The organism is Amycolatopsis tucumanensis (assembly GCF_021654135.1).
In the GTDB taxonomy this organism is placed as follows: Bacteria; Actinomycetota; Actinomycetes; order Mycobacteriales; family Pseudonocardiaceae; genus Amycolatopsis_E; species Amycolatopsis_E tucumanensis.
In genome coordinates, this window is record NZ_JAKGSD010000020.1 from 25,859 (window position 1) to 48,583 (window position 22,725).

Here is a 22,725-nt window from a genome sequence, read left to right on the forward strand (position 1 = left end):
CGGCGTCTGTTCCGTGAGATCACGCCTGGCCGGGACTGGGAGAACGAGTGAAAGCTGTCATCGAGACGATGAGGTACGGCAGTACCGCCGAGCGGGTACGCCTGGGCTTGGAACTCCTGCTGGCCGTCGGCCTGTTCGCCGCGCTCGCGTACTACGCGCACGGCATCCGGAAGTGGCCGACCGACGTCGACATCTACCGGCTGGGCGCGGACACGTTCCTCAAGGGCCACTCGATCTACTCGGAGCTGCCCGTCTCGACCATCGGCGGCGCGCTGCCCTACACCTACCCGCCGTTCTCCGCGGTGCTGTTCACGCCGCTGGCGATCATCCCGCCGCCGATCGGCTACCCGCTGCTGACCGGCGCGACCTGCCTGGCGCTGTTCCCGATCATCCTGGCCTACCGCAACGGATCGCCGGAGCTGCGCGGGCTGCTGAACAAGACCTGGATGGTCGTGGCGGCCGCGATCGTGATGGTGGTCGCCCACCCGGTGGCGAACACGATCTTCTGGGGCCAGATCAACGTCCTGCTGATGATGCTCGTCGCGGTCGACATCCTGTGGCCGAACCCGCGCTGGCCTCGGGGCGCGCTGATCGGCATCGCGGCGGCGGTCAAGCTCACCCCGGCCGGGTTCTGCCTGATCTTCCTGCTGCGCAAGGACTTCCGCGCGGTGGTCACCGCGTTCGTCAGCTTCCTGGTGATGACGGCGATCGCGTTCGTGCTGATGCCCGGCGACTCGTGGACGTACTGGACGGACCGCGTCTTCCACGCCACCGGCATGAACATCGGGCCCATCCACGCCAACGAGTCGATCACCGCGACGTTCGAGAAGCTGCACCTGACCGGCACCACGCTGACGGTCGTCGGCGGTCTCGGCGTGCTCGCGGTCGTCGCCATGACGTTCCTCGGCACCGCACGAGCGTTGCGGGACAACAACCTCGCGCTCGCGCTCGGCGTAAACGCCGCCGGTGTCCTGCTGATCTCGCCGATCTCCTGGTCGCACCACTGGATCCTGGCGCTGCCGACGGCCGTGCTGGTGCTCGTGATGGGCGTGCAGAGGAACAACAAGTGGCTGATCGTCTCCGGCTGGGCCGCGGTGGTGATCCTGTGGCTCGCGCCGCACTACTGGGTGCCGCTGGAGTGGGAGAACTGGAGCTTCGCGCAGCAGGTCGCGGGCAGCAGCTACCAGATCGTGGCCGTGGCCTTCCTGGTCGTGATGTCCGTGCTGTGGTTCCGCGGGCGGGGCAAGCCCGCGCCCGCCGACGACCTGGACTTCGAGCTGAGCCAGGAGCTGACGAAGCCGGCCTTCACGCCGGTCCGCGCCGGCGACGAGGCCTGATCCGTGGCGCCCGGGTTTTCCCGGGCTCTACTTGTTCCGCTCGTCGAAGGCGCGCTGGCTGCGTTCGATGTCGGGGTCGTGCTCGACCGCCCATTCCGCCAGGCGCACGGCGGGCTCGATCAGGGTGCGGCCGACGTCGGTGAGCGCGTACTCGACGCGGGGCGGCACCTCCGCGTAGGCGGTGCGCGACACCAGACCGTCGCGTTCGAGGTTCCGCAGCGTCAGCGACAGCATCCGCTGGGACACGCCGGGGATGCGCTGCTGCAGCTCGGTGAAGCGCATCCGCTGGTCGTCCAGGGTGGCGACCACCAGCAGGGTCCACTTGTTGCCGATCCGGTCCAGGATGCGCCGGATCGCGCGCCCGCCGTCGCCCCTGATCAGGCAGGTCCGTTCGTACCGCGACACGCACGCTCCTGTCCGCTACGCACACTCGTGTGCCTTTTGTAGACCCTCCGATGGTGACCCATGATGTGGTTGCTTACAAGTCGTAACCATCGGAGGTCGTCGTGGAAATCGCCTACTGGATCGTGGCCGCGCTGCTGGGGGTCCTGTACCTGTTCGCGGGCGGGAAGAAGATCGCGCAGAGCCGGGAGCAGCTGGCGCCGATGATGGGCTGGGTCGACACCGTGCCCATGTGGGCGGTGCGCGGCATCGGCGCGGTGGAGGTCCTCGGCGTGCTCGGGCTGGTTCTGCCGCCGCTGACCGGGGTCGCGCCCGCGCTGGCGCTGGTGGCGGCGCTCGGGTTCGCGGTGCTCCAGGTGCTGGCGGCGGGCCTGCACCTGTCGCGGGGCGAGGTGAAGGAGACCGGGCTGAACGTGCCGCTGATCGCGCTGGCCGGCGTCGCCGCGTGGCTGGCGACCGCCTGGTGACCTACTCGACGAGCCGGATGTCCAGCGCGCCGGTGAGGCGGAGTTCGCGCAGGCGGCGGTCGCCGGTGTCGAGGGTGCGGACGGTGCCGTCGGGGTGCCAGCCGGCGCGGCGGTAGAAGCCGAGGGTGGCGGCGTCGGACTCCACCGCCCAGGTGACGCCGCGGCCGGCGCCCAGCTCGCGCAGTCCGGCGGCGGCCGCGGCCAGCAGCCGGGAGCCGTGGCCGCGCCGGGACCAGCGCGGCTCCACCAGCAGCGTCCCGATCAGGCCGGTGCGGTCGGCGTCGCCGGGCACGTTGCCCGCCGCGTCGGCCACGTCGTCGCGGGGCGCGGGACCGGCGACGCAGAACCCGACCGTGTATTCGCCTTCGACGGCGAGGTGGATCCGGGAGCCGGGGTGGCCGATCGCCTCCGCCCACCTGGCCTCGGTGACCGCGGAGTCGAGCTCGGCGAGCGCGCGGTCGCTGAGGACGCCCTGGTAGGCCGTTCGCCAGGTGACGCGCTGGATCCGGGCGATCTCCGCGGCGTCGGCGTCGACGGCTTCGCGGACGGACACGGTGCTCATGCCGGGAACCTACCGGTTTTGTCGGTGGGTGCTGGCACCATGAGCACCACCATGGAGACGATGAGTGTGGCGGCCGCCCGGCGGGCGGCGCTGGCGGCCCAGGGTTTCGCCGACCCGCGGCCCGGCACCGAACCCACCCGGCGGCACTTCAAGCGCGCCCTGGCGCGGCTGCAGCTGATCCAGCTGGACTCGGTGAACGTCGTGGTGCGGGCGCACTACGCGCCGCTGTTCGCCCGGCTGGGCGGCTACGACCCGGCGCTGATCGACGAGGCCGCGTGGGCGCACAGCAGCCGCAAGCCGCGGATGCTGGTGGAGACCTGGGCGCACGAGGCGAGCCTGATCCCGGTCGAGGACTGGCCGCTGTTGCAGTCCGGCGCGAAGCGGCCCGGGTGGTGGCGCAACTACCAGCACCTCGCCGACCGCTCACCGTCGCTGGTCGACGACGTGCTGGCGGTGGTGAAGGAGCTCGGCCCGATCGGGGCGGGCGGCATCGAGCGCGAGCTGGAGGGCGAGTCGACGCGCCGTCCGGGGTCGTGGTGGGAGCGGTCCGAGGTCAAGAAGATCTGCGAGCTGCTGTTCGGGCTGGGCCAGCTGACCACCGGCACGCGGCGCGGGTTCGAGCGGCTGTACGACCTGACCGAGCGGGTCGTGCCGGCGGAGATCCTGGCGCGGCGCGTGTCGCCGGAGCAGGGGGCGCGCGAGTTGATCTCCCGCGCGGCGACGGCGCTGGGCGTGGCGACGGAGCCGGACCTGCGGGACTACTACCGGCTCGGCCCGGAGACGAGCCGCCGGGCGGTGGCCGAGCTGGTCGAGGACGGGGTGCTGGAAGAGGTCGAGGTGCGCGGCTGGCGCGGCCCGGCGTACCGCTTGGTCGGCGCGCGGATGCCGCGGAAGGTCGCGGGGCGGGCGCTGCTGTGCCCGTTCGACCCGCTGATCTGGGAGCGGGCCCGCACCGAGCGGCTGTTCGGGTTCCGGTACCGCATCGAGATCTACGTGCCCGAGCCCAAGCGCGTGTACGGCTACTACGTGTTCCCGTTCCTGCTCGACGGCGAACTGGTGGCGCGGGTCGACCTGAAGGCCGACCGGGAGGCCGGGGTGCTGCGGGTGCAGGGCGCGTTCGCCGAGCCGGGCGCCGAGGTGCCGCGGGTGGCCGCCGAGCTGGCCGGGGAGCTGCGGTTGATGGCCACGTGGCTGGGACTGGACGGTTTCGTGGTGGGGGAGCGGGGTGATCTGGCGCCGGCGCTGAGCCGGGCGTGAGAGGGGGAGTGGTGGCGCGGTCGCGGGTCCGGTGTCTTGCCCAAGGCCCGGCGCCGATGGATCTGGGCGGCGTCACGCGGGTATATCGCGCGCGGCTGCCGCGACCGGCCTACCGGCCGTTGGGGAGCTTCGCGGGCGACTGTTTCCGCCACCGGCGTGCGGCTTCCCCGGCGGTGTGATCGGCGGCCGCCGGCGGCGTGATACGGAATCGGGGTGGTGTGACACGCCCCCATGCCACACCACCCCTCCACCCCCATGGCGGCTCGCGGCCGCCCTCCGGTGGTCTACTGCGCCGCGCGGGTCACCACGGCCGTGCCGGATCCGGTGCGCGCCCGCACGTTCAGCGGGATCTCGCCATCGGGCCGGTCCAGCGCCACGTCCAGCTCGCTCGACACCTTGCCCGCGCTCGCGGTCAGGTCGACCTCCGCGGCGACCCCCGGCCGGATCCCGACCCGGATGTCGCCGGAGCCGGTGACCAGCTCCAGGTTCCCGCTCGCCGCCTCGGCGACCGACAGGTCGCCGCTGCCGCTGCGGACCAGCGCCGACCCGGACACCGTGCCCAGCCACAGATCCCCGGTGCCGGTGGCCAGCGTCGCCGACCCGGCCAGCGACGCCACCTCCACGTCACCACTGCCGGTGCGCAGGTGCAGCCCCGCCAGCGTCGGCCCGAGCCGGATCGCGCCGGAGCCGCTGCGCACCGTCGCCGCGCCCTCCGACCGGTCCAGCCTGATCTCGCCGGTCCCGGTGGAGACGTCCACCCGCCCGGCCGGCCCGCTCACCGTCACGTTCGCCGACCCGGCCCGCACCTCCACGGTGGTGCCGGCGGGCGCGATCACCGTGACCGCGAGCGGGATGTTCCGCAGCGGCAACGCCTTCGGCGCGTGCACTGTCAGCCGGTTGCCGGTCTGCTCCAGCCGCGTCTGCTGCACCGCGTCCGCGGGCGTGCCGCTCAGGTCGGTGCCCAGCTGGTCGCCGAAGCGCTCGCTCACCCAGCTCAGCAGGCTGGAGATGCCCTGTGTCCACGGCTGCTGGGCGTCCGGGTCGTGCCGGATCTCCACCGTCGCCTCGGGCTCCTCGGCGTCCAGCTTCACCTCGACCTTCCCCATCGACACCGCGATGTCCAGCTCCAGCGGCCCCGGCAGGGCGAACGTCTGCGTGCGCACGAGCTCCGGATCGGTCATGACTATCCCTTCACCCAGCCGTGCAGGTGCGACTCGGACTGCGAGCCGCTCTGCTTCTCGGCGTGCCAGGACTGCGAACCGTGCAGCGCGCCCTGCACGGCCTGCGAGATGAACGTGTTGAGCGAGACGCCCTGCGACGACGCGGCGTGCTCGGCCTGCTCCTTGAGCTTCTCCACCAGGCGCAACGTCATGCGCGAGATGTCCCCGCCCTCCACCAGCGGTGGCGGCGGTGGTGGAGGCGGCGGCCCGGGACGCTCGGCCCGTGGCCGCTCACCGGCCGAACCGGTGACCACCACCCGCACGTCCCGGCCGTCCAGGCGCACCTCGACGACGTGGTCGGGAAGCTGCGCGGTCGCCTCGGCGGCGAGGTCGGCCAGCGCGTTCATCAGCACCAGCCGGGCCGCCGGCTCCAGCGCGCCGGACAGCAGCGCCGCCGCCCGGCGGATCTGCTCGTCCCCGGCCGAGGCCGTCGCGGTGAGGTCCTCGCGGAGGCTGGTGATGTACGGGGTCAAGTCCATGACACCACTATGGCGTCACGCTTGGTGTCAGTCAAGGAGAAGATGACACCACGTGGTGTCGCGGCCGGGCTGTCGGACCCGGCGGTTACGCTGCCGGGGAGTCGTTGAGGGGAAGGAGCGCGACCGTGGCCGAGACCGTGTCGCCGAAGGTTCAGCTGATCGCGAAGACGGAGTTCTTCCCGCCGGAGGACGTGCCGTGGTCGACCGACGCCGACGGGGGTGAGGCGCTCGCCGAGTTCGCGGGCCGCGCCTGCTACCAGTCGTGGAAGAAGCCGAACCCGAAGACGGCCACCAACGCCGGCTACATCGACCACATCATCGAGGTCGGTCACCTGTCGGTGCTGGAGCACGGCTCGGTGAGCTTCTACATCAGCGGCGTGTCGCGCTCGCTGACCCACGAGCTGATCCGCCACCGCCACTTCTCCTACTCGCAGCTGTCGCAGCGGTACGTGCCCGAGCGCGACGCGGCGTTCGTCGAGCCGGACGTGATCGCGAACGACCCGGAGCTGCACGAGAAGTTCCTCAAGGCCGCGCAGGCGAGTGTCGACGCCTACAACGAGCTGCTCGCCGGGCTGGAGGACAAGTTCGCCGACGCGCCGAGTGCCACCCTGCGCCGCAAGCAGGCGCGCCAGGCCGCCCGGTCGGTGCTGCCCAACGCCACCGAGACCCGCATCGTGGTCACCGGCAACTACCGCGCCTGGCGGCACTTCATCGCCATGCGCGCCACCGAGCACGCCGACGTGGAGATCCGCGGCCTGGCCGTGGAATGCCTGCGGCAGCTGCAGAAGGCCGCGCCGAACGTGTTCGCCGACTTCACCATCTCCACCCTGCCCGACGGCACCGAGGTCGCCTCCAGCCCGAAGGTCCTCGAAGGGTGAAACGGCTCGCCATCGACGTCCAGCCGGGCGAGTACGCGGTCGCGCGCCTGGATCCGGGCGTTCCGGTGCCCGCCCTGGACGCGCCGGACGGCCTGGTCTCGGTCACCCGCACGCCCGCGGAGACTTCGGTGATCTGCCCGGCCGGCCTGGCCCCGGAGGGCGCCCGGGTCGAGTCCGGCTGGCGGCTGCTGACCGTGCGCGGCCCGCTGGCGTTCACCCTCACCGGGATCATCGCGGCGCTGGCCAGTGAGCTGGCGTCGGCCGGGGTCGCGTTGTTCACGCTGTCCACGTTCGACACCGACCACGTGCTGGTGAAGGAAGGCGACCTGGCGCGCGCGGTGCAGGCGCTGCGCGCGGCCGGGCACGAGGTCGGGAGCGAAGCCGACTGATCCGGCTGGTGGGGGTTGCGCGCAGCGTGCGGCCCGCGGTTCTGGGCGTGGCCGGAGGATTGCGGCCGGCGCTGTCGGTGGCCCCTAGTCCAGCCGCTCGGTGACCGCGCGCATCGCGCGGCCGATCGCTTTCAGGTCGTCCCCGGAGATCACGTCCACGAAGTGCGTCCGGACTGTCCGCAGGTTGTCCGGGGCTGCCTGGCGGAGCTTGTCGTACCCGGCGTCGGTCAGGCGTGCGACCACGCCGCGCCGGTCTTCGGTCGTCGGGTCGCGGCGGACCAGGCCGCGTGCCTCCAAACCCTTGATGCGATGGGAAAGCCGGCTCCGCGAGTAGTACGCCGAGGCCGCGAGCTCGGCCATCCGCATCGCCCTTGCCTCCGCTTCGGACAGCCGCACGAGGAGTTCGAACTCGGCCAGCGTGAGGCCGTGCTGGTCCTGCAGGTTCCGGTCGAGCAGGTCGATGAACCGGATCGACCCCTCGATGAACGCTCGCCAGTCGCGCTGCTGGTCCGCGTCGAGCCACTCGGTCACCCGTTCACCCTAGCAGTTGACGCTTTCAACTACTCCTCGCTAGCTTGGTTGAAGACTTCAACTACGTGGAGGCGAGATGAACACGGCATGGGTGGTTCAGGCGGGCGAGGTGGAGACCGTGGAGCGGCCGGCGTTGTGGCTCCTGGCCGACGCTAGTCACACCGGCGGGGTGCTGGGCGCGAACCGGCTCCACCTCGAAGCCGGCGAGCCCGGGACGAAGCCGCACTACCACGCCCGCTCTGCGGAGGCGTTCTACGTGCTCGACGGGGCGCTGCGGATGTTGATCGACACCGAGGTGGTGACCGTGGGCCGGGGCGGTTACGTCGTGGTGCCCGCGGGTGTGCGGCACGCGTTCGCCGCCGCGCCGGACCGCCCGGCGGACGTTCTCGTGACGCTGGTGCCGGGCGTGGAGCGATTCGGCTACTTCCGCCGGCTGCCGGAGATCCTGCGCGGCGAACTCAGCGAGGACGAGGTCGCGCGGATCCACGAACAGTACGACGTGCACTTCGTCGACGGCCCGGACTGGGACGCCGACTAGCCCCGGAAGCGGGACCCCGCGCCGGCCCGTGTGACACCGTCCGGCGGTGGTGCGCGCGCAGGTGATCGCGTCCCCCGGGAAAGTCCGGGAGCACCGCACAGCGCGCCGTCGACACGCGTGGGGGACTAACTTCCACCCCTCCGGGTAGTCAAGCGGCGACGCAGGCCACATTTCGCTGCTCTGTACATCAAAGTTCGGCGCACCTAAACTCAGGCTTCGGCTTCGTGGATGGAGGACGGATGGCGCTGACGGACCAGCTCGGACCACGGCTCAAGCGGGTGCGCTCCGGCTCCCTGCTGCTCGGGCCCGCGTTCGTCGCCGCGATCGCCTACGTCGACCCGGGCAACGTCGCCTCCAACATCAGCGCCGGGGCCCAGTTCGGCTACCTGCTGGTGTGGGTGATCGTGGCCGCCAACCTGATGGCCGGGCTGGTCCAGTACCTGTCGGCGAAGCTGGGGCTGGTCACCGGCTTGTCCCTGCCGGAGAACCTGCGCGAGCGGATGCCCCGTGCCGCCCGCCTCGGCTACTGGGTGCAGGCCGAGACGGTCGCGATCGCGACGGACCTGGCCGAGGTCGTCGGCGGCGCGATCGCCCTCTACCTGCTGTTCGACCTCCCGCTGCTGGCCGGCGGCGTGATCACCGGCGTGGTGTCGATGGTCCTGCTGCTGGTCCAGGACAAGCGTGGCCAGCGGCCGTTCGAGCGGGTCATCACCGGCCTGCTCGGCGTCATCGCGGTCGGGTTCCTGGCCAGCGTGTTCGTGGAACCGCCCTCCGCGGCGGACGCGGCGGCCGGGCTGGTCCCGCACTTCGCCGGCACCGAAAGCGTCCTGATCGCCGCCGCGATGCTCGGCGCCACCGTCATGCCGCACGCCGTCTACCTGCACTCCGGGCTCGCCCGCGACCGGCACGGCAAGGTCGAGGGCGCGCGCCAGTCGCGCCTGCTGCGGATCACCCGCTTCGACGTCGGCCTGGCGATGCTGCTGGCGGGCGCGGTGAACCTGTCGATGGTGCTGCTGGCCGCCACGAACATGCAGGGCCAGGAGGGCGTCGACTCGATCGAAGGCGCGCACGCCGCCGTCGGGGACACGCTCGGGCCGGCCGTCGCGCTGCTGTTCGCGATCGGGCTGCTGGCCTCCGGCCTGGCTTCGACGTCGGTGGGCGCCTACGCCGGCGCGATGATCATGCAGGGCCTGCTGCGCAAGAAGATCCCGCTGCTGCTGCGGCGGCTGATCACGCTGCTGCCCGCGATCGTGGTGCTCGCGATCGGGGTGGACCCCAGCCGCGCGCTGGTGGTGTCCCAGGTGGTGCTGTCCTTCGGCATCCCGTTCGCGCTGGTGCCGCTGGTGCGGCTGACCAGCGACCGCGGGCTGATGGGCACCGCCGCGAACCACCGCGTAACCACGACGCTGGCGTGGGTGATCGCCGCCGTCATCATCACCCTCAACGTGGCGCTGATCTACCTCACGTTCGCGGGCTGACACCGGAACCGTTCGGCTCCCGCGACGGTCGGACTAGCATCCCGCTGTCCCGAATAGCCGCGATGACCGGAGCCACGTTGACCGAAGAGCAGACCCAGCAGACGACGCCGCGCCCGTCCGGACCACGGGTGGTGGCCGGCCGCTACGCGCTCCTCGGCGAGCTGGGCCGGGGCGGGCACGGCGTCGTGTGGCGCGCGCAGGACCAGGTGATCGGCCGCCAGGTCGCGATCAAGGAGCTGCGCCTGCCCGACGGCGCCGAGGACACCGTCTTCACCGAGCGGGTGCTGCGCGAGGTGCGCACCGCGGGCAGGCTGAACGACCCGGCCATCGTCACGGTCTTCGACGTGGTCTCCGAAGACGGGGCCACCTACATCGTGATGGAGCTGGTCGAGGCGCCCACGCTGGGCGACCTGGTGCGCCACCACGGCGCGCTGCCGCCGCAGCAGGTGGCCTCGATCGGGCAGCAGGTGCTCTCCGCGCTGCAGGCCGCGCACGAGGCCGGCATCGTGCACCGCGACGTCAAGCCCGGCAACATCATGGTCGGCGCGAACGGGCGGGTGAAGCTCACCGACTTCGGCATCGCCACCGCGATCGACGACCCGCGGCTGACCTCGAGCGGCACGATCGTGGGCTCACCGGCGTTCATGGCGCCGGAGCGGCTCGACGGGCGGGAGGCGCTGCCCGACTCCGACCTGTGGTCCCTGGGCGCGACGCTGTTCCTGGCCGTCGAGGGCAAGTCCGCGTTCGACCGCCCGACCACCGCGGCGACCATGAACGCGATCCTCACCGAGGTGCCCTACCTGACCCGGGTCCAGGGCCCGCTGGCCTCGGCGATCATGGGCCTGCTGGTGGCCAAGCCGGAGGGCCGGATCTCCGCCGCCCAGGCCGCGCACCTGCTCGGCATCGCCGCCCAGAACACCCCGCCCGGCGGCATCGCCACCGCGGTCCACAACGGACCACCGCCGACGCAGTTCGCCCCGGCGCCGCACCGCACCGGCCGCCGCGGCCTGTGGGCCACCGCGGGCGCCGTCCTCGGCGTCGTGCTGCTGGCCGGCGGTTTCCTGGCCGGCCAGTGGTGGGCGACCGAGGCGGAGGACCCGGCGATGCTGCCGACCATGACCTACGGGACCGGCGGCGACCTGGACTTCGACGCCGGCAGCGCCTACCGCTGCTACAACGGGCGCCTGGACCCCGGCTACGCCATCGGCAGCGACAACCAGGTCGACTGCGACAAGGCGCACGAGCTGGAGCTCTACGACGAGAACGACAGCCTCGGCAACACGAACTCCGGCGACAGCGACGCGAGCTACGTCGCCTACCCGGGCGCCGACGCCCTGCGCCGCTACGCCGAGTCCTTCTGCGCCCTGAGCTTCCACTCCACGACCATCGACGCCGACGCCCGCGCCGGCCTCAGCTACCGCGCGCTCGTGCCGGCACAGGCCGAGTGGGAGGCCACGCCGGAGCAGTCCTACAACGACCCGTCACGCAGCATCTACTGCCTGGTGTCGAAGAAGGGCGGCGGCCAGCTCACCGAGGCGGTCACGCTGAAGGTGCGCTGACACAAAAGGTTACGGCGGAAGATCACCTGGTCCAGCGATTCTCCGGCCGGTGGTGGCCCTTTCCTGCGGATCATGCCGTTTTGGCAGGTCGGCACGAATATTCACAGCGTGAGGAGGTACCGTCAGAGCATGTCCAACCCACCTTCGGCAGCGCCCGGGAGGCCCTTCGGGCGCGTGCTCACCGCGATGGTCACCCCCTTCGACGCGGACGGCGCAGTCGACCTGAAGCGGGCGCAGGAGCTCGCCGAGCACCTCGTGGAGCTGGGCAACGACGGCCTGGTCGTGAACGGCACCACCGGTGAGAGCCCGACCACGACCGACGCCGAGAAGGCCGACCTGGTGCGCGCCGTGGCCGAGGCGGTCGGCGACCGCGCGACCGTGATCGCCGGCGCCGGGACCTACAACACCGCGCACAGCGTCGAACTGGTGCAGCAGGCCGAGAAGGCCGGCGCCCACGGCGTCCTGCTGGTCACGCCCTACTACTCGCGCCCGTCGCAAGCCGGCCTGTACGCGCACTTCACGACGGTCGCCGACGCGACCGGCCTGCCGGTGATGCTCTACGACATCCCGCCGCGCTCGATCGTGCCGATCGAGGTCGACACACTGCGCCGCCTGGCCGAGCACCCGCGCATCCTGGCCGTCAAGGACGCCAAGGGCGACCTGCTGGCGGGCAGCGAGGTCATCGCCAACACCCACCTGGCCTACTACTCCGGCGACGACGCGCTGAACCTGCCGTGGCTGTCGGTGGGCGCGGCCGGCGTGGTGAGCGTGATCGGGCACGTGGTGGCCGGCCGCATCCGGGCCATGATCGAGGCCTACGAGGACGGCGACACCTCCACCGCCCGCACCAACCACCGCGGCATGCTGCCCGTCTTCCGCGCCATGTCGCGCGTCGGCGGGGTCGTGTTCTCCAAGACCGCGCTCGCGCTGCGCGGCCACCCGGTCGGCGGCCCGCGGCTGCCGATCGTGCCAGCCACCCCGGAGCAGGTCGAGGCGATCGCCACCGACCTCGCCCAGGCGGGGGTCCCCCTCGCGGAGTCCCCGTCGCCGGACTGGCACTCTTCCCGGGTGGCGCAGGCCGACTCCGCGGCGGCCTACGTCGCGCCGACCACTCACACCAGCGTTGGGACCATTCACAGGTGAACCTGGCAGGACCCGGACCGACCAACAACCCACCCGCGCTGCCCGACGGCGGCCTGCGCGCGGTCGCCCTCGGCGGCATCGGCGAAGTCGGCCGGAACATGACCGTCTTCGAGTACGACGGCCGTCTCGTGATCGTCGACTGCGGGGTGCTCTTCCCCGAGGACGAGCAGCCCGGCGTCGACCTGATCCTGCCCGACTTCCGGGCGATCGAGGACCGGCTGTCCGACATCGAGGCCCTCGTGCTCACCCACGGCCACGAGGACCACATCGGCGCCGTGCCGTTCCTGCTGCGCCTGCGGCCGGACCTGCCGGTCTACGGCTCGCGGTTCACGCTCGCGCTGCTGGAGGCCAAGTGCAAGGAGCACCGGCAGCGGCCGAAGCTGATCGAGGTGACCGAGTCCGAGCGGCGCACGGTGGGCCCGTTCGAGCTGGAGTTCTTCGCGGTCAACCACTCGATCCCGGACGCGCTGGCGGTCGCGCTGCGCACCCCGGCCGGCGTGGTGCTGCACACCGGTGACATCAAGCTCGACCAGCTGCCGCTGGACAACCGCCTGACCGACCTGGCCGGGTTCTCCCGCCTCGGCGACGAGGGCGTCGACCTGCTGTGCATCGACTCGACCAACGCCGAGGTGCCCGGGTTCGTCACGCCGGAGCGGGACATCGGGCCGGTGCTCGACGACGTCATCGGGCACGTCACCCAGCGGGTGATCGTGGCCTGCTTCGCCAGCCACGTGCACCGCGTGCAGCAGGTGCTCGACGCGGCGGTCAAGCACGGCCGCCGGGTCGCGTTCGTGGGCCGCTCGATGGTCCGCAACATGGGGATCGCCGCCGACCTCGGCCTGCTGAACATCCCCGAGGGCCTGCTGATCAACCTGGACGAGGCCGTCAACCTGCCCGAGAGCCGGGTGCTGTTCGTGTCCACCGGGTCCCAGGGCGAGCCGCTGTCGGCGCTGTCCCGGATGGCGCGCGGCGAGCACCGGCAGATCTCGATCCGGGCCGGCGACACGGTCGTGCTGGCCAGCTCGCTGATCCCGGGCAACGAGACGGCGGTGTTCGGCGTGGTCAACGGCCTGGTCCGGCTCGGCGCGAACGTGGTGCACCAGGGCAACGCGAAGGTGCACGTGTCCGGCCACGCGTCGGCGGGGGAGCTGCTGTTCCTCTACAACGCGATCCGGCCGAGCAACGTCATGCCGGTGCACGGCGAGTGGCGGCACCTGCGGGCCAACGGCGCGCTGGCGATCCGCACCGGCGTGGCGCCGGAGAACGTCGTGCTGGCCGAGAACGGCGTGGTGGTCGACCTGGTGGACGGCCGGGCGCGCGCGACCGGGCGGGTCGAGGTCGGCCACGTCTACGTGGACGGCCTGTCGGTCGGTGACGTCGGCGAGTCGACCCTGTCCGACCGGCTGGTGCTCGGCGAGGGCGGGTTCATCGCGATCAACGTCGCGGTCGACTCGACCACCGGCCGCGCGGTGAGCACCCCGACGGTGTCCGGGCGCGGGTTCTCCGACGATCCGAAAGCACTCGATGCGGTGGTTCCGCTCGTGGAGATGGAGCTGTCCCGCACCGAGATCGAGGGCATCACCGACAGCCACCGGATCGCCCAGGCCGTGCGCCGTGTGGTGGGCCGATGGGTCGCCGAGACCTACCGGCGCCGCCCGATGATCGTGCCGACCGTCATCCCGGTGACGTACGGACAGGCCGATCCGACAGCGTAGGTAATCTCCGTCACTGCCCTTAACCTGGATCTCGTCCTGGCGAGCGATCCAGCGGAGGCGGTGCGAGGTGGGCCGACATTCGTCTCCTGCCCGGCGGCGGCCGCGGCGGGTGTGGGTGATGGCCGGTGTCCTCGTGCTGCTGGGCGGAGCCGGCTGGATCGCCGCGGACGTGGCGCGTGACCAGGGCGGCTGCGACCGGCCCGCGGTGGTGCGGGTCGCCGCCGCGCCGGGGGTCGCCCCGGCGGTGGCGCAGGTCGCCCGCCGGGTGGCGCAGACCGAGTGCGCGGCCTTCGAGGTCAACGCCGTCGACTCGGCGGCGGTCGCGCAGTCGCTGGCCCTGCCCGGCGGCGAGATCCGCCCGGACGTGTGGATCCCGGAATCGACGCTGCAGCTGCGGCGGGCGAAGGGGGTGGGCGCGAGCGGGATCGCGGGCGGCACCAGCATCGCCAGCTCACCGGTGGTGTTCGCGCTGACCGAGGAGGCCGCGGCCGGCCTCGGCTGGCCGGGCCGCGCGCCGGCCTGGTCGGACGTGCTCGGCGCGCCCGGCCTGGCGCTCGGCGTGCCCGACCCGGGGCGGGACCCGGCCGGTCTGTCCGCGCTGATCGGCATCCGGGCCGCGGTGCCCGCCGCGGACGCCTACGCCGCCACGCTGCGCCGGCTGTCGCCGAACGCGGTGCCCACCACCGACGACCTGTTCGCGCGGCTGGCCGACCGGACCCTCGCCGGGTTCCCGGTGTCGGAGAACGCGTTGCTGCGCTACAACGTGCGCAACGGCGTCGCGGGCACCCAGAGCGGGCTGGTCGCGACCTACCAGCCGCAGGCGCCCGCGCTGGACTACCCGTTCGCCGTGCTCGGCGGCGCCGGGGAGGCGCAGCGCACGGCCGCCGGGGCGCTGCTGTCCGCGCTGCTGGGCCTGGAGGGGTCGAACGCACTGGCCAACGCCGGGTTCCGCACGCCCGACGGCCGGTACCTGCGCGACGGCGCGGCGCAGAACGTCAGCGACCGCACCCTGCCCTCGCCCGCGGTGCCGACCGACGCCGACGTCGACGCGCTGCTCGGGCAGTGGGCGCGGATCAACTCCAGCTCGCGGGCGCGGGTGCTGATCGACGTGTCGGGGTCGATGGACGTCGAGGTGCCGGGCACCGGGCAGACCCGCATGCAGCTGACCACCGACGCGGCCGCGCGGGCGTTGTCGCTGTTCAAGCCGACGTCGGAGAGCAGCGTGTGGGAGTTCGCCACGCACCTGGACGGCGACCGCGACTACCGCGAGGTGCTGCCGATGCGGCCGGTGAGCGACCACCTGGCGTCCGGGGCGGCGGACCGGTTGCGCGCCATCCAGGCCACGCCGGACGGGGACACCGGGCTGTACGACACGGTGCTGGCCGCGTACCGGCTGGCGTCGGCGGAGTGGCAGGCGGGGCGGCTCAACCTGGTGATCGTGCTGACCGACGGGCGCAACGACGACGCGGACGGCATCAGCCGGGACGCGCTGGTCGCGGAGCTGGCGAAGCTCGCCGACCCGGCGCGGCCGGTGGCGATCATCGGCATCGGGATCGGCCCGGACGTGGACGTGGACGAGCTGGCGGCCATCACCACGCCCACCGGCGGTCAGACGTTCGCCGCGCCCGATCCGGCGCGGATCACCGACGTGTTCTACGGCGCGCTGGCCCGGCTCACCGGCGCCTGAACCACGCGGACGGCGAGCGAGACAGATTCGCCGCCGGTGCTCTCACTTCGGCCCGGCCGACGGGTGCCTTTGTTAGCGTCGGCGGACGTGGAAGCAGTGGTGATCAAGGAGTTCGGCGGGCCGGAGGGCCTGGCCGTGGTGGACCTTCCCGCGCCCGAGCCCGCGGCCGGGCAGGTGCTGATCGAGACCGAGGCGATCGGGGTCGGTGGCGTGGACGCGGTGATTCGCCGCGGCGCGCTCGCCGCCCACGGGTTCGCGGCCGGGCACATCCCGGGCGGTGAGGTGGCCGGCACCGTGATCGCGGTCGGCGACGGGGTCGACGGGGCCCTGCTGGGCCGGCGCGTGTGGGGGTTCACCGGCACCGGCGGCGGGTATGTCGAACGAGCGGTGGTGCCGGCCGGGGAGGTGCTGCCGCTGCCCGCCGGTCTGTCCACGGTGGACGCGGTGGCGCTCGGGAGTTCCGGTGTGGTGGCGCATTTCGCGCTCACGCGCGCCGGGTTCGCGACGGGCGAGTCGGTGCTGGTGCGAGGTGCGGCCGGCAGCATCGGGCTCACCGCGGTCCAGCTCGCGGCGCGCGGTGGCGCCGGTGCGGTGGCGGTCACGACGTCGTCGGCCGCGCGAGGCGAGCGGCTGCGCGAGCTGGGCGCGACGCACGTGCTGGACCGCTCCGGCGCGGGCGGCGCGGGGTTCGACGTGATCGTCGACGTCGTCGCCGGCCCGGACTTCCCGGACTTCGTCGGCAAGCTCGGCCCCAACGGGCGGGCGGTGCTGGTCGGCGTGGTCGGCGGCCCGCCCGCCGACTTCGGCGCGGCGCTGATGGCCGGATTCCGGAAGTCGTTGTCGGTGGCCACCTTCAGCGCCGACACGGTGCCCGCTGCCGAGCGGCGCACCGTCCGCGCCGCGCAGTTCGCCGCCGCGGCACGCGGGGAGCTGCGCACGGTCGTGCACGAGGTGCTGTCGCTGGCCGAGGCCGGGCTCGCGCACCGGAAGATGGACAGCGGCGAGGTGTTCGGCCGGATCGTGCTGACGCCGTCCCGCTAGCCCTCCGGGTAGAACAGGAACAGCGTGCAGCCCGTGGCGGTCGAGGGTACGTGCCAGGTTCCGGCGGGGGCGTGCAGGAACGTCCCCGCCGGGTACTCGCGCGCGCCGTCGTGGAACGTGCCCGCCACGACGTAGACCTCCTCGGGACCGGGCTCGTGCACGTCGCGGTGCGGCCAGGACGCGCCGGGGTCCATCTCCAGCAGATCGGCGTGCGCCCCGTCCGGCCCGGTCCACAACGGACGGTGCCGCACGCCGGGGAACAGTTCGCGGACCGGGGCTTCGTCGACGGAGACCGAGGTGTAGCCCTCCTGGGCGAGGATTTCGTGCATGGCCCCAGGATGCGGGCGCCGACCAGGCCGGGACAGTGCCCGCGAGGACACCGTGGGGTACTTTTCTGCCATGCATCGCGTGGTCGCCCTGGTGCAGCCGGTGCAGTCGACGTTCGAGCTCGGCTGCGCCATGGAGGTCTTCGGCACGGCGCGGGACGGCGTGCCGCGGTACTACGAGTTCGACGTGTGCACCGAGGAGCCGGGAACCGTGCCCACGACCGCGGGGTACGCCCTGTCGGTGCCGCATGGCCTGTCCGCGCTCGACGACGCGGACACGGTGATCATCCCGGCCTGGGCGCCGGTGGAGGCGCCCCTGTCCCCGCGCGTGCGCGACGCGTTGCTGCGTGCCCACGCCCGTGGGGCGCGGCTCGTCACGATCTGCTCCGGCGTGTTCGCCCTGGCGCGCACCGGGTTGCTCGACGGCCGCTCGGCCACCACGCACTGGGAGCGCGCCGAGCAGCTGCGGCGCGAGTTCCCGGCGGTGCGCGTGGAGCCGGACCAGCTCTACGTGGACCACGGCGACGTCGCGACGAGCGCCGGTGCGGGCGCGGGGATCGAGCTGTGCCTGCACCTCGTCCGGCGGGACCACGGCGCCGCGCACGCCGCCCTCCTCGCGCGGCACATGGTGATGCCGCCGCACCGGGACGGCGGTCAGGTCCGGGTCACGCCGCAGGCCCCGGCCAGGGACGAGCTGGACGACCTGCTCGAGTGGGCAGGCGAGCGGCTCGGGACACCGTTGTCGGTGGCCGGCCTGGCCGCGCGGCTCAACGTCTCACCCCGCACGCTGACTAGGCGCTTCCACGACCGGTTCGGCACGAGCCCGGGCAAGTGGCTGCTGTCCCGCCGCGTGGCGGAGGCGCGCAGGCTGCTGGAGGACACCGATCTGCCGGTGGACGCGATCGCGGCGCGGGTGGGGCTCGCGTCGGCGGTCAACCTGCGCCGCCGGTTCCGGGACCAGGTGGGAACGACGCCGGGCGCGTACCGGCGGGCGCTGCGGGCTCCGGAACCTGCGCGCGCGGCGAGTTGAGCTGCACGATCAGCGCGCCGCCGAGCAGGACGACCGCGCCGGCCAGCTGGGGCCACGCCAGCGTTTCGTGCAGCAGCGCCCACGCGGTGGCGGTGGCGATCACGGGTTCGAGCAGGCCGATGACGCTCGCGACGGCGGCCGGGAGGTGGCGCAGCGCGGTGAGGCCGATGGCGTAGGCCAGGACGGTCGAGAACAACGCCACGGCGACCAGCAGCAGCCACACCGGCGGGTGCCACGGGCCGAACTCGGCCGGGGCGGTGAGGACCGCGGCCGGCATCGTCCACGGCGGGGCGACCGCGCACACCGCGACCGCGCCGATGATCATGCCCCAGGTGACCATGCCCATCGGGTGGCGGGTGGTGACGCCGTGCTCGCCGAGCAGGAAGTACGCCGCCGAGCACACCGCCGCGCCGAGCCCGGCGAGCAGGCCGACCGCGTCGAGGCTGAGCCCCTGCCACACCTGCGCCACGCCCGCCAGCCCGGCCATCGCCAGCGCGATCCCGGCCCACATCCGCCCGGGCAGCCGCACGCCGCGGACGAACCGCGTCCACAACGCGATCAGCACCGGCGAGGTGAACTCGAGCAGGATCGCGATGCCGACGGGCAGCCGTCCGGCGGCGACGAAGTAGCACAGCTGCACGCCCGCGACGCCGAGCAGGCCGTAGCCGAGCAGCAGCGGCCACTCGGCGCGGCGGACGCGCAGCAGCGACGGCTTCACCACGGCCACCACGGCGGCCAGCACCAGCGCCGCGAGCCCGATCCGCGCCGCCGCGACCTGCTCGGCGGACAGGCCGGCGAGCATCGCGGGTTTCGCGATCGTGCCGGAGCTGCCGAAACAGACCGAGGAGACGAGGATCAGCGTCGTGCCGCGCCCGCGGTGCGGGACGAACGCACGCGGCGGTGCGGGAGCTTCGGTGACCACTCCGCCCACCCTAAGCGGCCGACCGGTACGGCGGTACCGGAATTCCGTCACCCCTCGCATAACCGGTCAAACTCGCGTGCCGGTTACTCCGGTGACGGGCTGGGATGCGGCTGCCCCGCGTCCGCTCAGGCGCCGCCGCGGCCGACGCGCACGTAACCCGCGATGGTCGCGAGCCGGTGGCCCTGGATGCGCAGCGCTTCGAGCGACTCCTTGTCCGGCTCGGCCGACTTGCGCGACACGAACGAACCGCCGTAGGGGTTCCCGGACTCCAGCAGGTGCGGCTGCCCGTAGCCGAGCGGCAGCACGATCGCGCCCCAGTGGTAGAAGATGTTGTTCATCGCCAGCACGGTCGCCTCCAGCCCGCCGTGCGCGGTGGACGCCGTGGTGAACGACGTCGCGACCTTGTCCACCAGCTTCCCCTTGGCCCACAGGCCACCCGTGGTGTCCAGATAGGACTTGAGCTGGCTCGCGGGCCCGCCGAACCTGGTCGGGCTGCCGATCGCGAGCCCGTCGGCCCACTCCAGGTCGGCGAGCGTGGCCAGTTCGTCGTGCGGCCCCGCGTCGACCCACGCCTGCCAGCGCGGGTTGGTCGCGATCGCCTCGGGCGGGGCGGTCTCGGCGACCGTGCGGACACGCACCTCCGCCCCGGCGTCGGCGGCCCCGCCGGCCAGTGCGGCGGCCAGCTTCGCGGTGTTGCCGGTGGCGCTGTAGTACACGACGAGGATCCGAGTGGTCACGATGATCACCCTACCGGTATCGAATCGCACGTTCCATCATGTGAGACCTCGTGCGGGCCGGCGCACGGGAACCCTAGCGTGCCAGGACATGACGACGACGGTCCCCGCCGCGCCGCGCACCACGCCACGGAGCGCGGCGGTCGGCAGCATGATTGGCACGACCATCGAGTGGTACGACTTCTACCTCTACGCCACCGCGACCGCGCTGGTGTTCAAGCCGCTGTTCTTCCCCAACGTCTCCTCGACCGCGGGCACGCTCGCGGCCTTCGGCACCTACGCGGTCGGCTTCGGCGCGCGGCCGCTGGGGGCGGTGATCTCGGGCCACCTCGGTGACCGGGTCGGCCGCAAGGCGGTGCTGGTCGGCGCGCTGCTGCTGATGGGGATCGCCACCACGGCGATCGGCGTGCTGCCCACGTACGCGCAGGCCGGGATCCTCGCCCCGGCGCTGCTGGTGGTGCTGAGGCTGTTGCAGGGGCTGGCCGTCGGCGCCGAGTGGGGCGGCGCGGCGCTGCTGTCGATCGAGCACGCCACACCCGGGCGGCGCGGGTTGTTCGGCAGCTTCACGCAACTCGGGTCGTCGGCGGGGATGCTGCTGGCCACCGGCGTCTTCTACCTCGTGCGCACGATCGCCGGCGACGCGTTCCTGTCCTGGGCGTGGCGGGTGCCGTTCCTGCTCAGCTTCGTGCTCGTCGTCGTCGGTCTGGTGATCCGGCTCCGGCTGACCGACGCGCCGGTGTTCGAGCGGCTCAAGGCGAGCGGGGAGACCGCCCGGCTGCCGGTCGTCGAGGTGCTGCGGACGCAGCCGCGCAACGTCGTGCTGACCACCGGGCTGCGGTTGTCGCAGATCGCGTTGTTCGTGCTGCTGACCACGTACTCGCTGACGTACCTGCAGACCACGTTCGGCGGGGACAGCGCCGTCGGGCTGATCGCGGTGATGGTCGCCTCCGCGATCGGCCTGGTGAGCACGCCGCTGTGGGGTCACCTGTCCGACCGGTTCGGGCGGCGCCCGCCGTACCTGTTCGGCTCGCTCGCCGGGATCGTGGCGCTGGTGCTGTTCTTCCTCGCCGCCGACTCCGGCTCCGCGGTGGCGGTGGTGCTGGCGATCGTGTTCGGCGTCAACGTGGTGCACGACGCGATGTACGGGCCGCAGGCGGCGTGGTTCGGCGAGCTGTTCGACACGCGCGTGCGCTACAGCGGCGCGTCGCTGGGGTACCAGATCGGCGCGGTGCTCTCCGGCGGGTTCGCGCCGCTGATCGCCGCCGCGCTGCTGGTGGCCGGGGACGGGCGGCCGTGGCTGATCGTCGCCTACTTCGCCGGGCTGGCGGTGCTGACGTTCGCGTCCGCGTGGTTCGCGCGGGAGACCAACTCCGGGGGCCTGGCATGAGCCGCATCTACCTGAACGCCTTCGACATGAACTGCGCCGGGCACCAGTCGGCCGGGCTGTGGAAGCACCCCGCCGACGAGGGGCACCGCTACACCGACCTGTCCTTCTGGCTGGACCTGGCGCGCACGCTCGAAGAAGGCGGGTTCGACGCGCTGTTCCTCGCCGACGTGCTGGGCGTGTACGACGTCTACGGCGGGTCGAAGGACGCGGCGGTCGCTAACGCCGCGCAGATCCCGGTGAACGAGCCGACGGTGCTGCTGCCCGCGCTGGCCGCGGTGACCTCGCACCTCGGGTTCGGGGTCACCGTGTCGACGACGTACGAGCAGCCGTACTCGCTGGCCCGTCGTCTGTCCACACTGGACCACCTGACGCGGGGCCGGGTCGCGTGGAACATCGTGACGTCCTATCTGGACAGCGCGGCGCGCAACCTCGGCCTGGACGCCCAGGTGCCGCACGACGAGCGGTACGAGATCGCGGAGGAGTACCTCGAGGTCTGCTACAAGCTGTGGGAGGGCTCGTGGGAGGACGGCGCGGTCGTGCGCTCCGGCGGGGTGTACGCGGATCCGGCGAAGGTGCACGACATCGGGCACAAGGGCAAGTACTTCGCGGTGCCGGGGCCGCACCTGTCGGAGCCGTCGCCGCAGCGCACTCCGGTGTTGTTCCAGGCAGGCGCGTCGCCGCGGGGCGTGCGGTTCGCGGCGCGGCACGCGGAGGCGGTGTTCGTGTCCGGGCCGTCGCCGCGGGTGGTGCGCCGCTCGGTGGACGCGATCCGCGCCGGGGTGGCCGAGCAGGGCCGGGACCCGCGGGCGGTGAAGATCTTCACGATGCTGACGCCGGTGGTCGGTGAGACGTCGGCGGAGGCGGAGCAGAAGCTCCGCGAGTACCAGTCGCTGGTGTCGGTGCCGGGGGCGTTCGCGTTGTTCGGCGGCTGGACGGGCGTCGACCTGGCCGAACTGCCGGTGGACGAGCCGCTGACCTACCGCGACGGCGACGCGAACCGGTCGGCGCTGGCCGCGTTCACGACGGCCGAGCGGGCGTGGACGCCACGCGAGCTGGCCGGCTTCATCGGACTCGGCGGGCGGGGCCCGGTCGTGACGGGGTCGGGCCCGGAGGTCGCGGACGAGCTGGAGAGGTGGGCCGAGGAGGCCGACGTGGACGGCTTCAACCTGGCGTACGTGACGACGCCGGGCACGTTCGTGGACTTCGCGCGCTGGGTGGTGCCGGAGCTGCGCCGCCGGGGCCGGGTGCCGTCCCAGCCGGAGGGCGGCACGCTGCGGGAGCGGCTCGGCGGTGCGGGGCCGCGCCTGGCGGCCGACCACCCGGGCGCGGCTCACCGGCGCTGAGGCCGCTTCTCGCTCCAGGCGGCGATGGAGCCACCACCCAGGGCGGGCTGTTCGCCGCTGAGGTCGGCTGCTCACCTCGGCAGCGATCCCTCACCGGGGTGGACTACCCGGTGCAGCCGACTCGGCGTGGGGAGCGGCCCGGGCGGGGCCGAGCCCGGCCACCCGGGCTCGGCTCATGGCCGCTGGGGCTGGCGGGCGGAGGCTGCTTCGGGCTGCGGCTTGGCAGCCGGCCGTTCGGGTGGGGCTTGCCGCCGCTGAGGTCGCTGCTCGCCTCGGCAGCGATCCTCACCGGGTTGTCAC

General features: G+C 72.8%; 23 protein-coding genes. 15 read left to right on the plus strand and 8 right to left on the minus strand.

Annotated features, from left to right (window positions below; genetic code table 11):
- Positions 1 to 68: 68 nt before the first annotated feature.
- Positions 69 to 1,337 (plus strand): glycosyltransferase family 87 protein, encoded by a 1,269-nt coding sequence (locus tag L2C96_RS20585; protein WP_235716269.1) that lies wholly within the window; start codon positions 69 to 71, stop codon positions 1,335 to 1,337.
- 27 nt (positions 1,338 to 1,364) lie between these two features.
- On the opposite strand, the gene L2C96_RS20590 is transcribed toward L2C96_RS20585, so the two are convergent.
- The gene (locus tag L2C96_RS20590) at positions 1,365 to 1,742 is read right to left on the minus strand and encodes a winged helix-turn-helix transcriptional regulator (RefSeq protein WP_020422079.1); all 378 of its coding nucleotides are present in this window, start codon (positions 1,740 to 1,742) and stop codon (positions 1,365 to 1,367) included.
- Positions 1,743 to 1,843: 101 nt separating this feature from the next.
- Here L2C96_RS20590 and L2C96_RS20595 point away from each other — a divergent pair, with 101 nt between their 5' ends.
- Positions 1,844 to 2,206 (plus strand): DoxX family protein, encoded by a 363-nt coding sequence (locus L2C96_RS20595; protein WP_020422080.1) that lies wholly within the window; start codon positions 1,844 to 1,846, stop codon positions 2,204 to 2,206.
- Between the two features lies 1 nt (position 2,207).
- Here L2C96_RS20595 and L2C96_RS20600 read toward each other — a convergent pair whose 3' ends face one another.
- A complete protein-coding gene (locus L2C96_RS20600) occupies positions 2,208 to 2,768 on the minus strand; it encodes a GNAT family N-acetyltransferase (RefSeq protein ID WP_237337393.1) in 561 nt (186 codons plus the stop codon).
- A 39-nt stretch (positions 2,769 to 2,807) separates the two neighbouring features.
- Between L2C96_RS20600 and L2C96_RS20605 the strand changes: the two genes are divergently transcribed.
- Positions 2,808 to 4,025, plus strand: a complete 1,218-nt coding sequence (locus L2C96_RS20605) for a winged helix-turn-helix domain-containing protein (RefSeq protein ID WP_020422082.1) — start codon at positions 2,808 to 2,810, stop codon at positions 4,023 to 4,025.
- 284 nt (positions 4,026 to 4,309) lie between these two features.
- Here L2C96_RS20605 and L2C96_RS20610 read toward each other — a convergent pair whose 3' ends face one another.
- Together L2C96_RS20610 and L2C96_RS20615 are read right to left on the minus strand one after the other, a co-directional pair.
- Entirely contained in the window at positions 4,310 to 5,206 is an 897-nt protein-coding gene (locus L2C96_RS20610) for a DUF4097 family beta strand repeat-containing protein (RefSeq protein ID WP_020422083.1), read from the minus strand.
- 2 nt (positions 5,207 to 5,208) lie between these two features.
- Positions 5,209 to 5,724, minus strand: a complete 516-nt coding sequence (locus L2C96_RS20615; protein ID WP_020422084.1) for a toxin-antitoxin system HicB family antitoxin — start codon at positions 5,722 to 5,724, stop codon at positions 5,209 to 5,211.
- A gap of 125 nt (positions 5,725 to 5,849) precedes the next feature.
- Here L2C96_RS20615 and thyX point away from each other — a divergent pair, with 125 nt between their 5' ends.
- Together thyX and L2C96_RS20625 are read left to right on the plus strand one after the other, a co-directional pair.
- Positions 5,850 to 6,602, plus strand: coding sequence for an FAD-dependent thymidylate synthase (gene thyX, locus L2C96_RS20620; protein WP_017981786.1), 753 nt, complete (start codon positions 5,850 to 5,852; stop codon positions 6,600 to 6,602).
- A complete protein-coding gene (locus L2C96_RS20625) occupies positions 6,599 to 6,991 on the plus strand; it encodes an ACT domain-containing protein (RefSeq protein ID WP_237337394.1) in 393 nt (130 codons plus the stop codon). Before thyX ends, L2C96_RS20625 begins: the two co-directional genes overlap by 4 nt.
- Before the next feature lie 84 nt (positions 6,992 to 7,075).
- Here L2C96_RS20625 and L2C96_RS20630 read toward each other — a convergent pair whose 3' ends face one another.
- The gene (locus L2C96_RS20630; protein ID WP_237337395.1) at positions 7,076 to 7,522 is read right to left on the minus strand and encodes a MarR family winged helix-turn-helix transcriptional regulator; all 447 of its coding nucleotides are present in this window, start codon (positions 7,520 to 7,522) and stop codon (positions 7,076 to 7,078) included.
- A 76-nt stretch (positions 7,523 to 7,598) separates the two neighbouring features.
- Between L2C96_RS20630 and L2C96_RS20635 the strand changes: the two genes are divergently transcribed.
- From L2C96_RS20635 to L2C96_RS20665, 7 genes are all read left to right on the plus strand, one after another.
- On the plus strand, positions 7,599 to 8,060 hold the full coding sequence (locus L2C96_RS20635; protein ID WP_020422087.1) for a cupin domain-containing protein: 462 nt from the start codon (positions 7,599 to 7,601) through the stop codon (positions 8,058 to 8,060).
- A 239-nt stretch (positions 8,061 to 8,299) separates the two neighbouring features.
- A complete protein-coding gene (locus L2C96_RS20640) occupies positions 8,300 to 9,538 on the plus strand; it encodes an Nramp family divalent metal transporter (protein WP_020422088.1) in 1,239 nt (412 codons plus the stop codon).
- 77 nt (positions 9,539 to 9,615) lie between these two features.
- On the plus strand, positions 9,616 to 11,097 hold the full coding sequence (locus L2C96_RS20645; RefSeq protein WP_372491246.1) for a serine/threonine-protein kinase: 1,482 nt from the start codon (positions 9,616 to 9,618) through the stop codon (positions 11,095 to 11,097).
- Between the two features lie 129 nt (positions 11,098 to 11,226).
- Entirely contained in the window at positions 11,227 to 12,240 is a 1,014-nt protein-coding gene (gene dapA / locus L2C96_RS20650) for a 4-hydroxy-tetrahydrodipicolinate synthase (RefSeq protein WP_037322538.1), read from the plus strand.
- A complete protein-coding gene (locus L2C96_RS20655) occupies positions 12,237 to 13,955 on the plus strand; it encodes a ribonuclease J (protein WP_020422091.1) in 1,719 nt (572 codons plus the stop codon). Before dapA ends, L2C96_RS20655 begins: the two co-directional genes overlap by 4 nt.
- A gap of 118 nt (positions 13,956 to 14,073) precedes the next feature.
- On the plus strand, positions 14,074 to 15,642 hold the full coding sequence (locus L2C96_RS20660) for a substrate-binding domain-containing protein (protein WP_237337397.1): 1,569 nt from the start codon (positions 14,074 to 14,076) through the stop codon (positions 15,640 to 15,642).
- A gap of 87 nt (positions 15,643 to 15,729) precedes the next feature.
- Complete coding sequence (locus L2C96_RS20665) at positions 15,730 to 16,683, plus strand: zinc-binding dehydrogenase (RefSeq protein ID WP_237337398.1); 954 nt, start codon at positions 15,730 to 15,732, stop codon at positions 16,681 to 16,683.
- On the opposite strand, the gene L2C96_RS20670 is transcribed toward L2C96_RS20665, so the two are convergent.
- On the minus strand, positions 16,680 to 17,012 hold the full coding sequence (locus tag L2C96_RS20670) for a cupin domain-containing protein (protein WP_020422094.1): 333 nt from the start codon (positions 17,010 to 17,012) through the stop codon (positions 16,680 to 16,682). The two genes, L2C96_RS20665 and L2C96_RS20670, sit on opposite strands and share 4 nt — an antisense overlap.
- Before the next feature lie 70 nt (positions 17,013 to 17,082).
- On the opposite strand from L2C96_RS20670, the gene L2C96_RS20675 reads away from it, so the two are divergent.
- Positions 17,083 to 18,039, plus strand: coding sequence for a GlxA family transcriptional regulator (locus L2C96_RS20675; RefSeq protein ID WP_237337399.1), 957 nt, complete (start codon positions 17,083 to 17,085; stop codon positions 18,037 to 18,039).
- Here the strand turns inward: L2C96_RS20675 and L2C96_RS20680 are convergent.
- Both L2C96_RS20680 and wrbA read right to left on the minus strand, forming a co-directional pair.
- Positions 17,942 to 18,961, minus strand: coding sequence for an EamA family transporter (locus tag L2C96_RS20680; protein WP_039791916.1), 1,020 nt, complete (start codon positions 18,959 to 18,961; stop codon positions 17,942 to 17,944). The two genes, L2C96_RS20675 and L2C96_RS20680, sit on opposite strands and share 98 nt — an antisense overlap.
- A 125-nt stretch (positions 18,962 to 19,086) precedes the next feature.
- Entirely contained in the window at positions 19,087 to 19,698 is a 612-nt protein-coding gene (gene wrbA, locus L2C96_RS20685) for an NAD(P)H:quinone oxidoreductase (protein ID WP_027930913.1), read from the minus strand.
- A gap of 88 nt (positions 19,699 to 19,786) precedes the next feature.
- Between wrbA and L2C96_RS20690 the strand changes: the two genes are divergently transcribed.
- Both L2C96_RS20690 and L2C96_RS20695 read left to right on the plus strand, forming a co-directional pair.
- A complete protein-coding gene (locus L2C96_RS20690; protein ID WP_237337400.1) occupies positions 19,787 to 21,082 on the plus strand; it encodes an MFS transporter in 1,296 nt (431 codons plus the stop codon).
- On the plus strand, positions 21,079 to 22,425 hold the full coding sequence (locus tag L2C96_RS20695) for an LLM class flavin-dependent oxidoreductase (protein ID WP_237337401.1): 1,347 nt from the start codon (positions 21,079 to 21,081) through the stop codon (positions 22,423 to 22,425). The genes L2C96_RS20690 and L2C96_RS20695 overlap by 4 nt, the downstream gene beginning before the upstream one ends.
- The last annotated feature ends 300 nt before the right edge of the window (positions 22,426 to 22,725 follow it).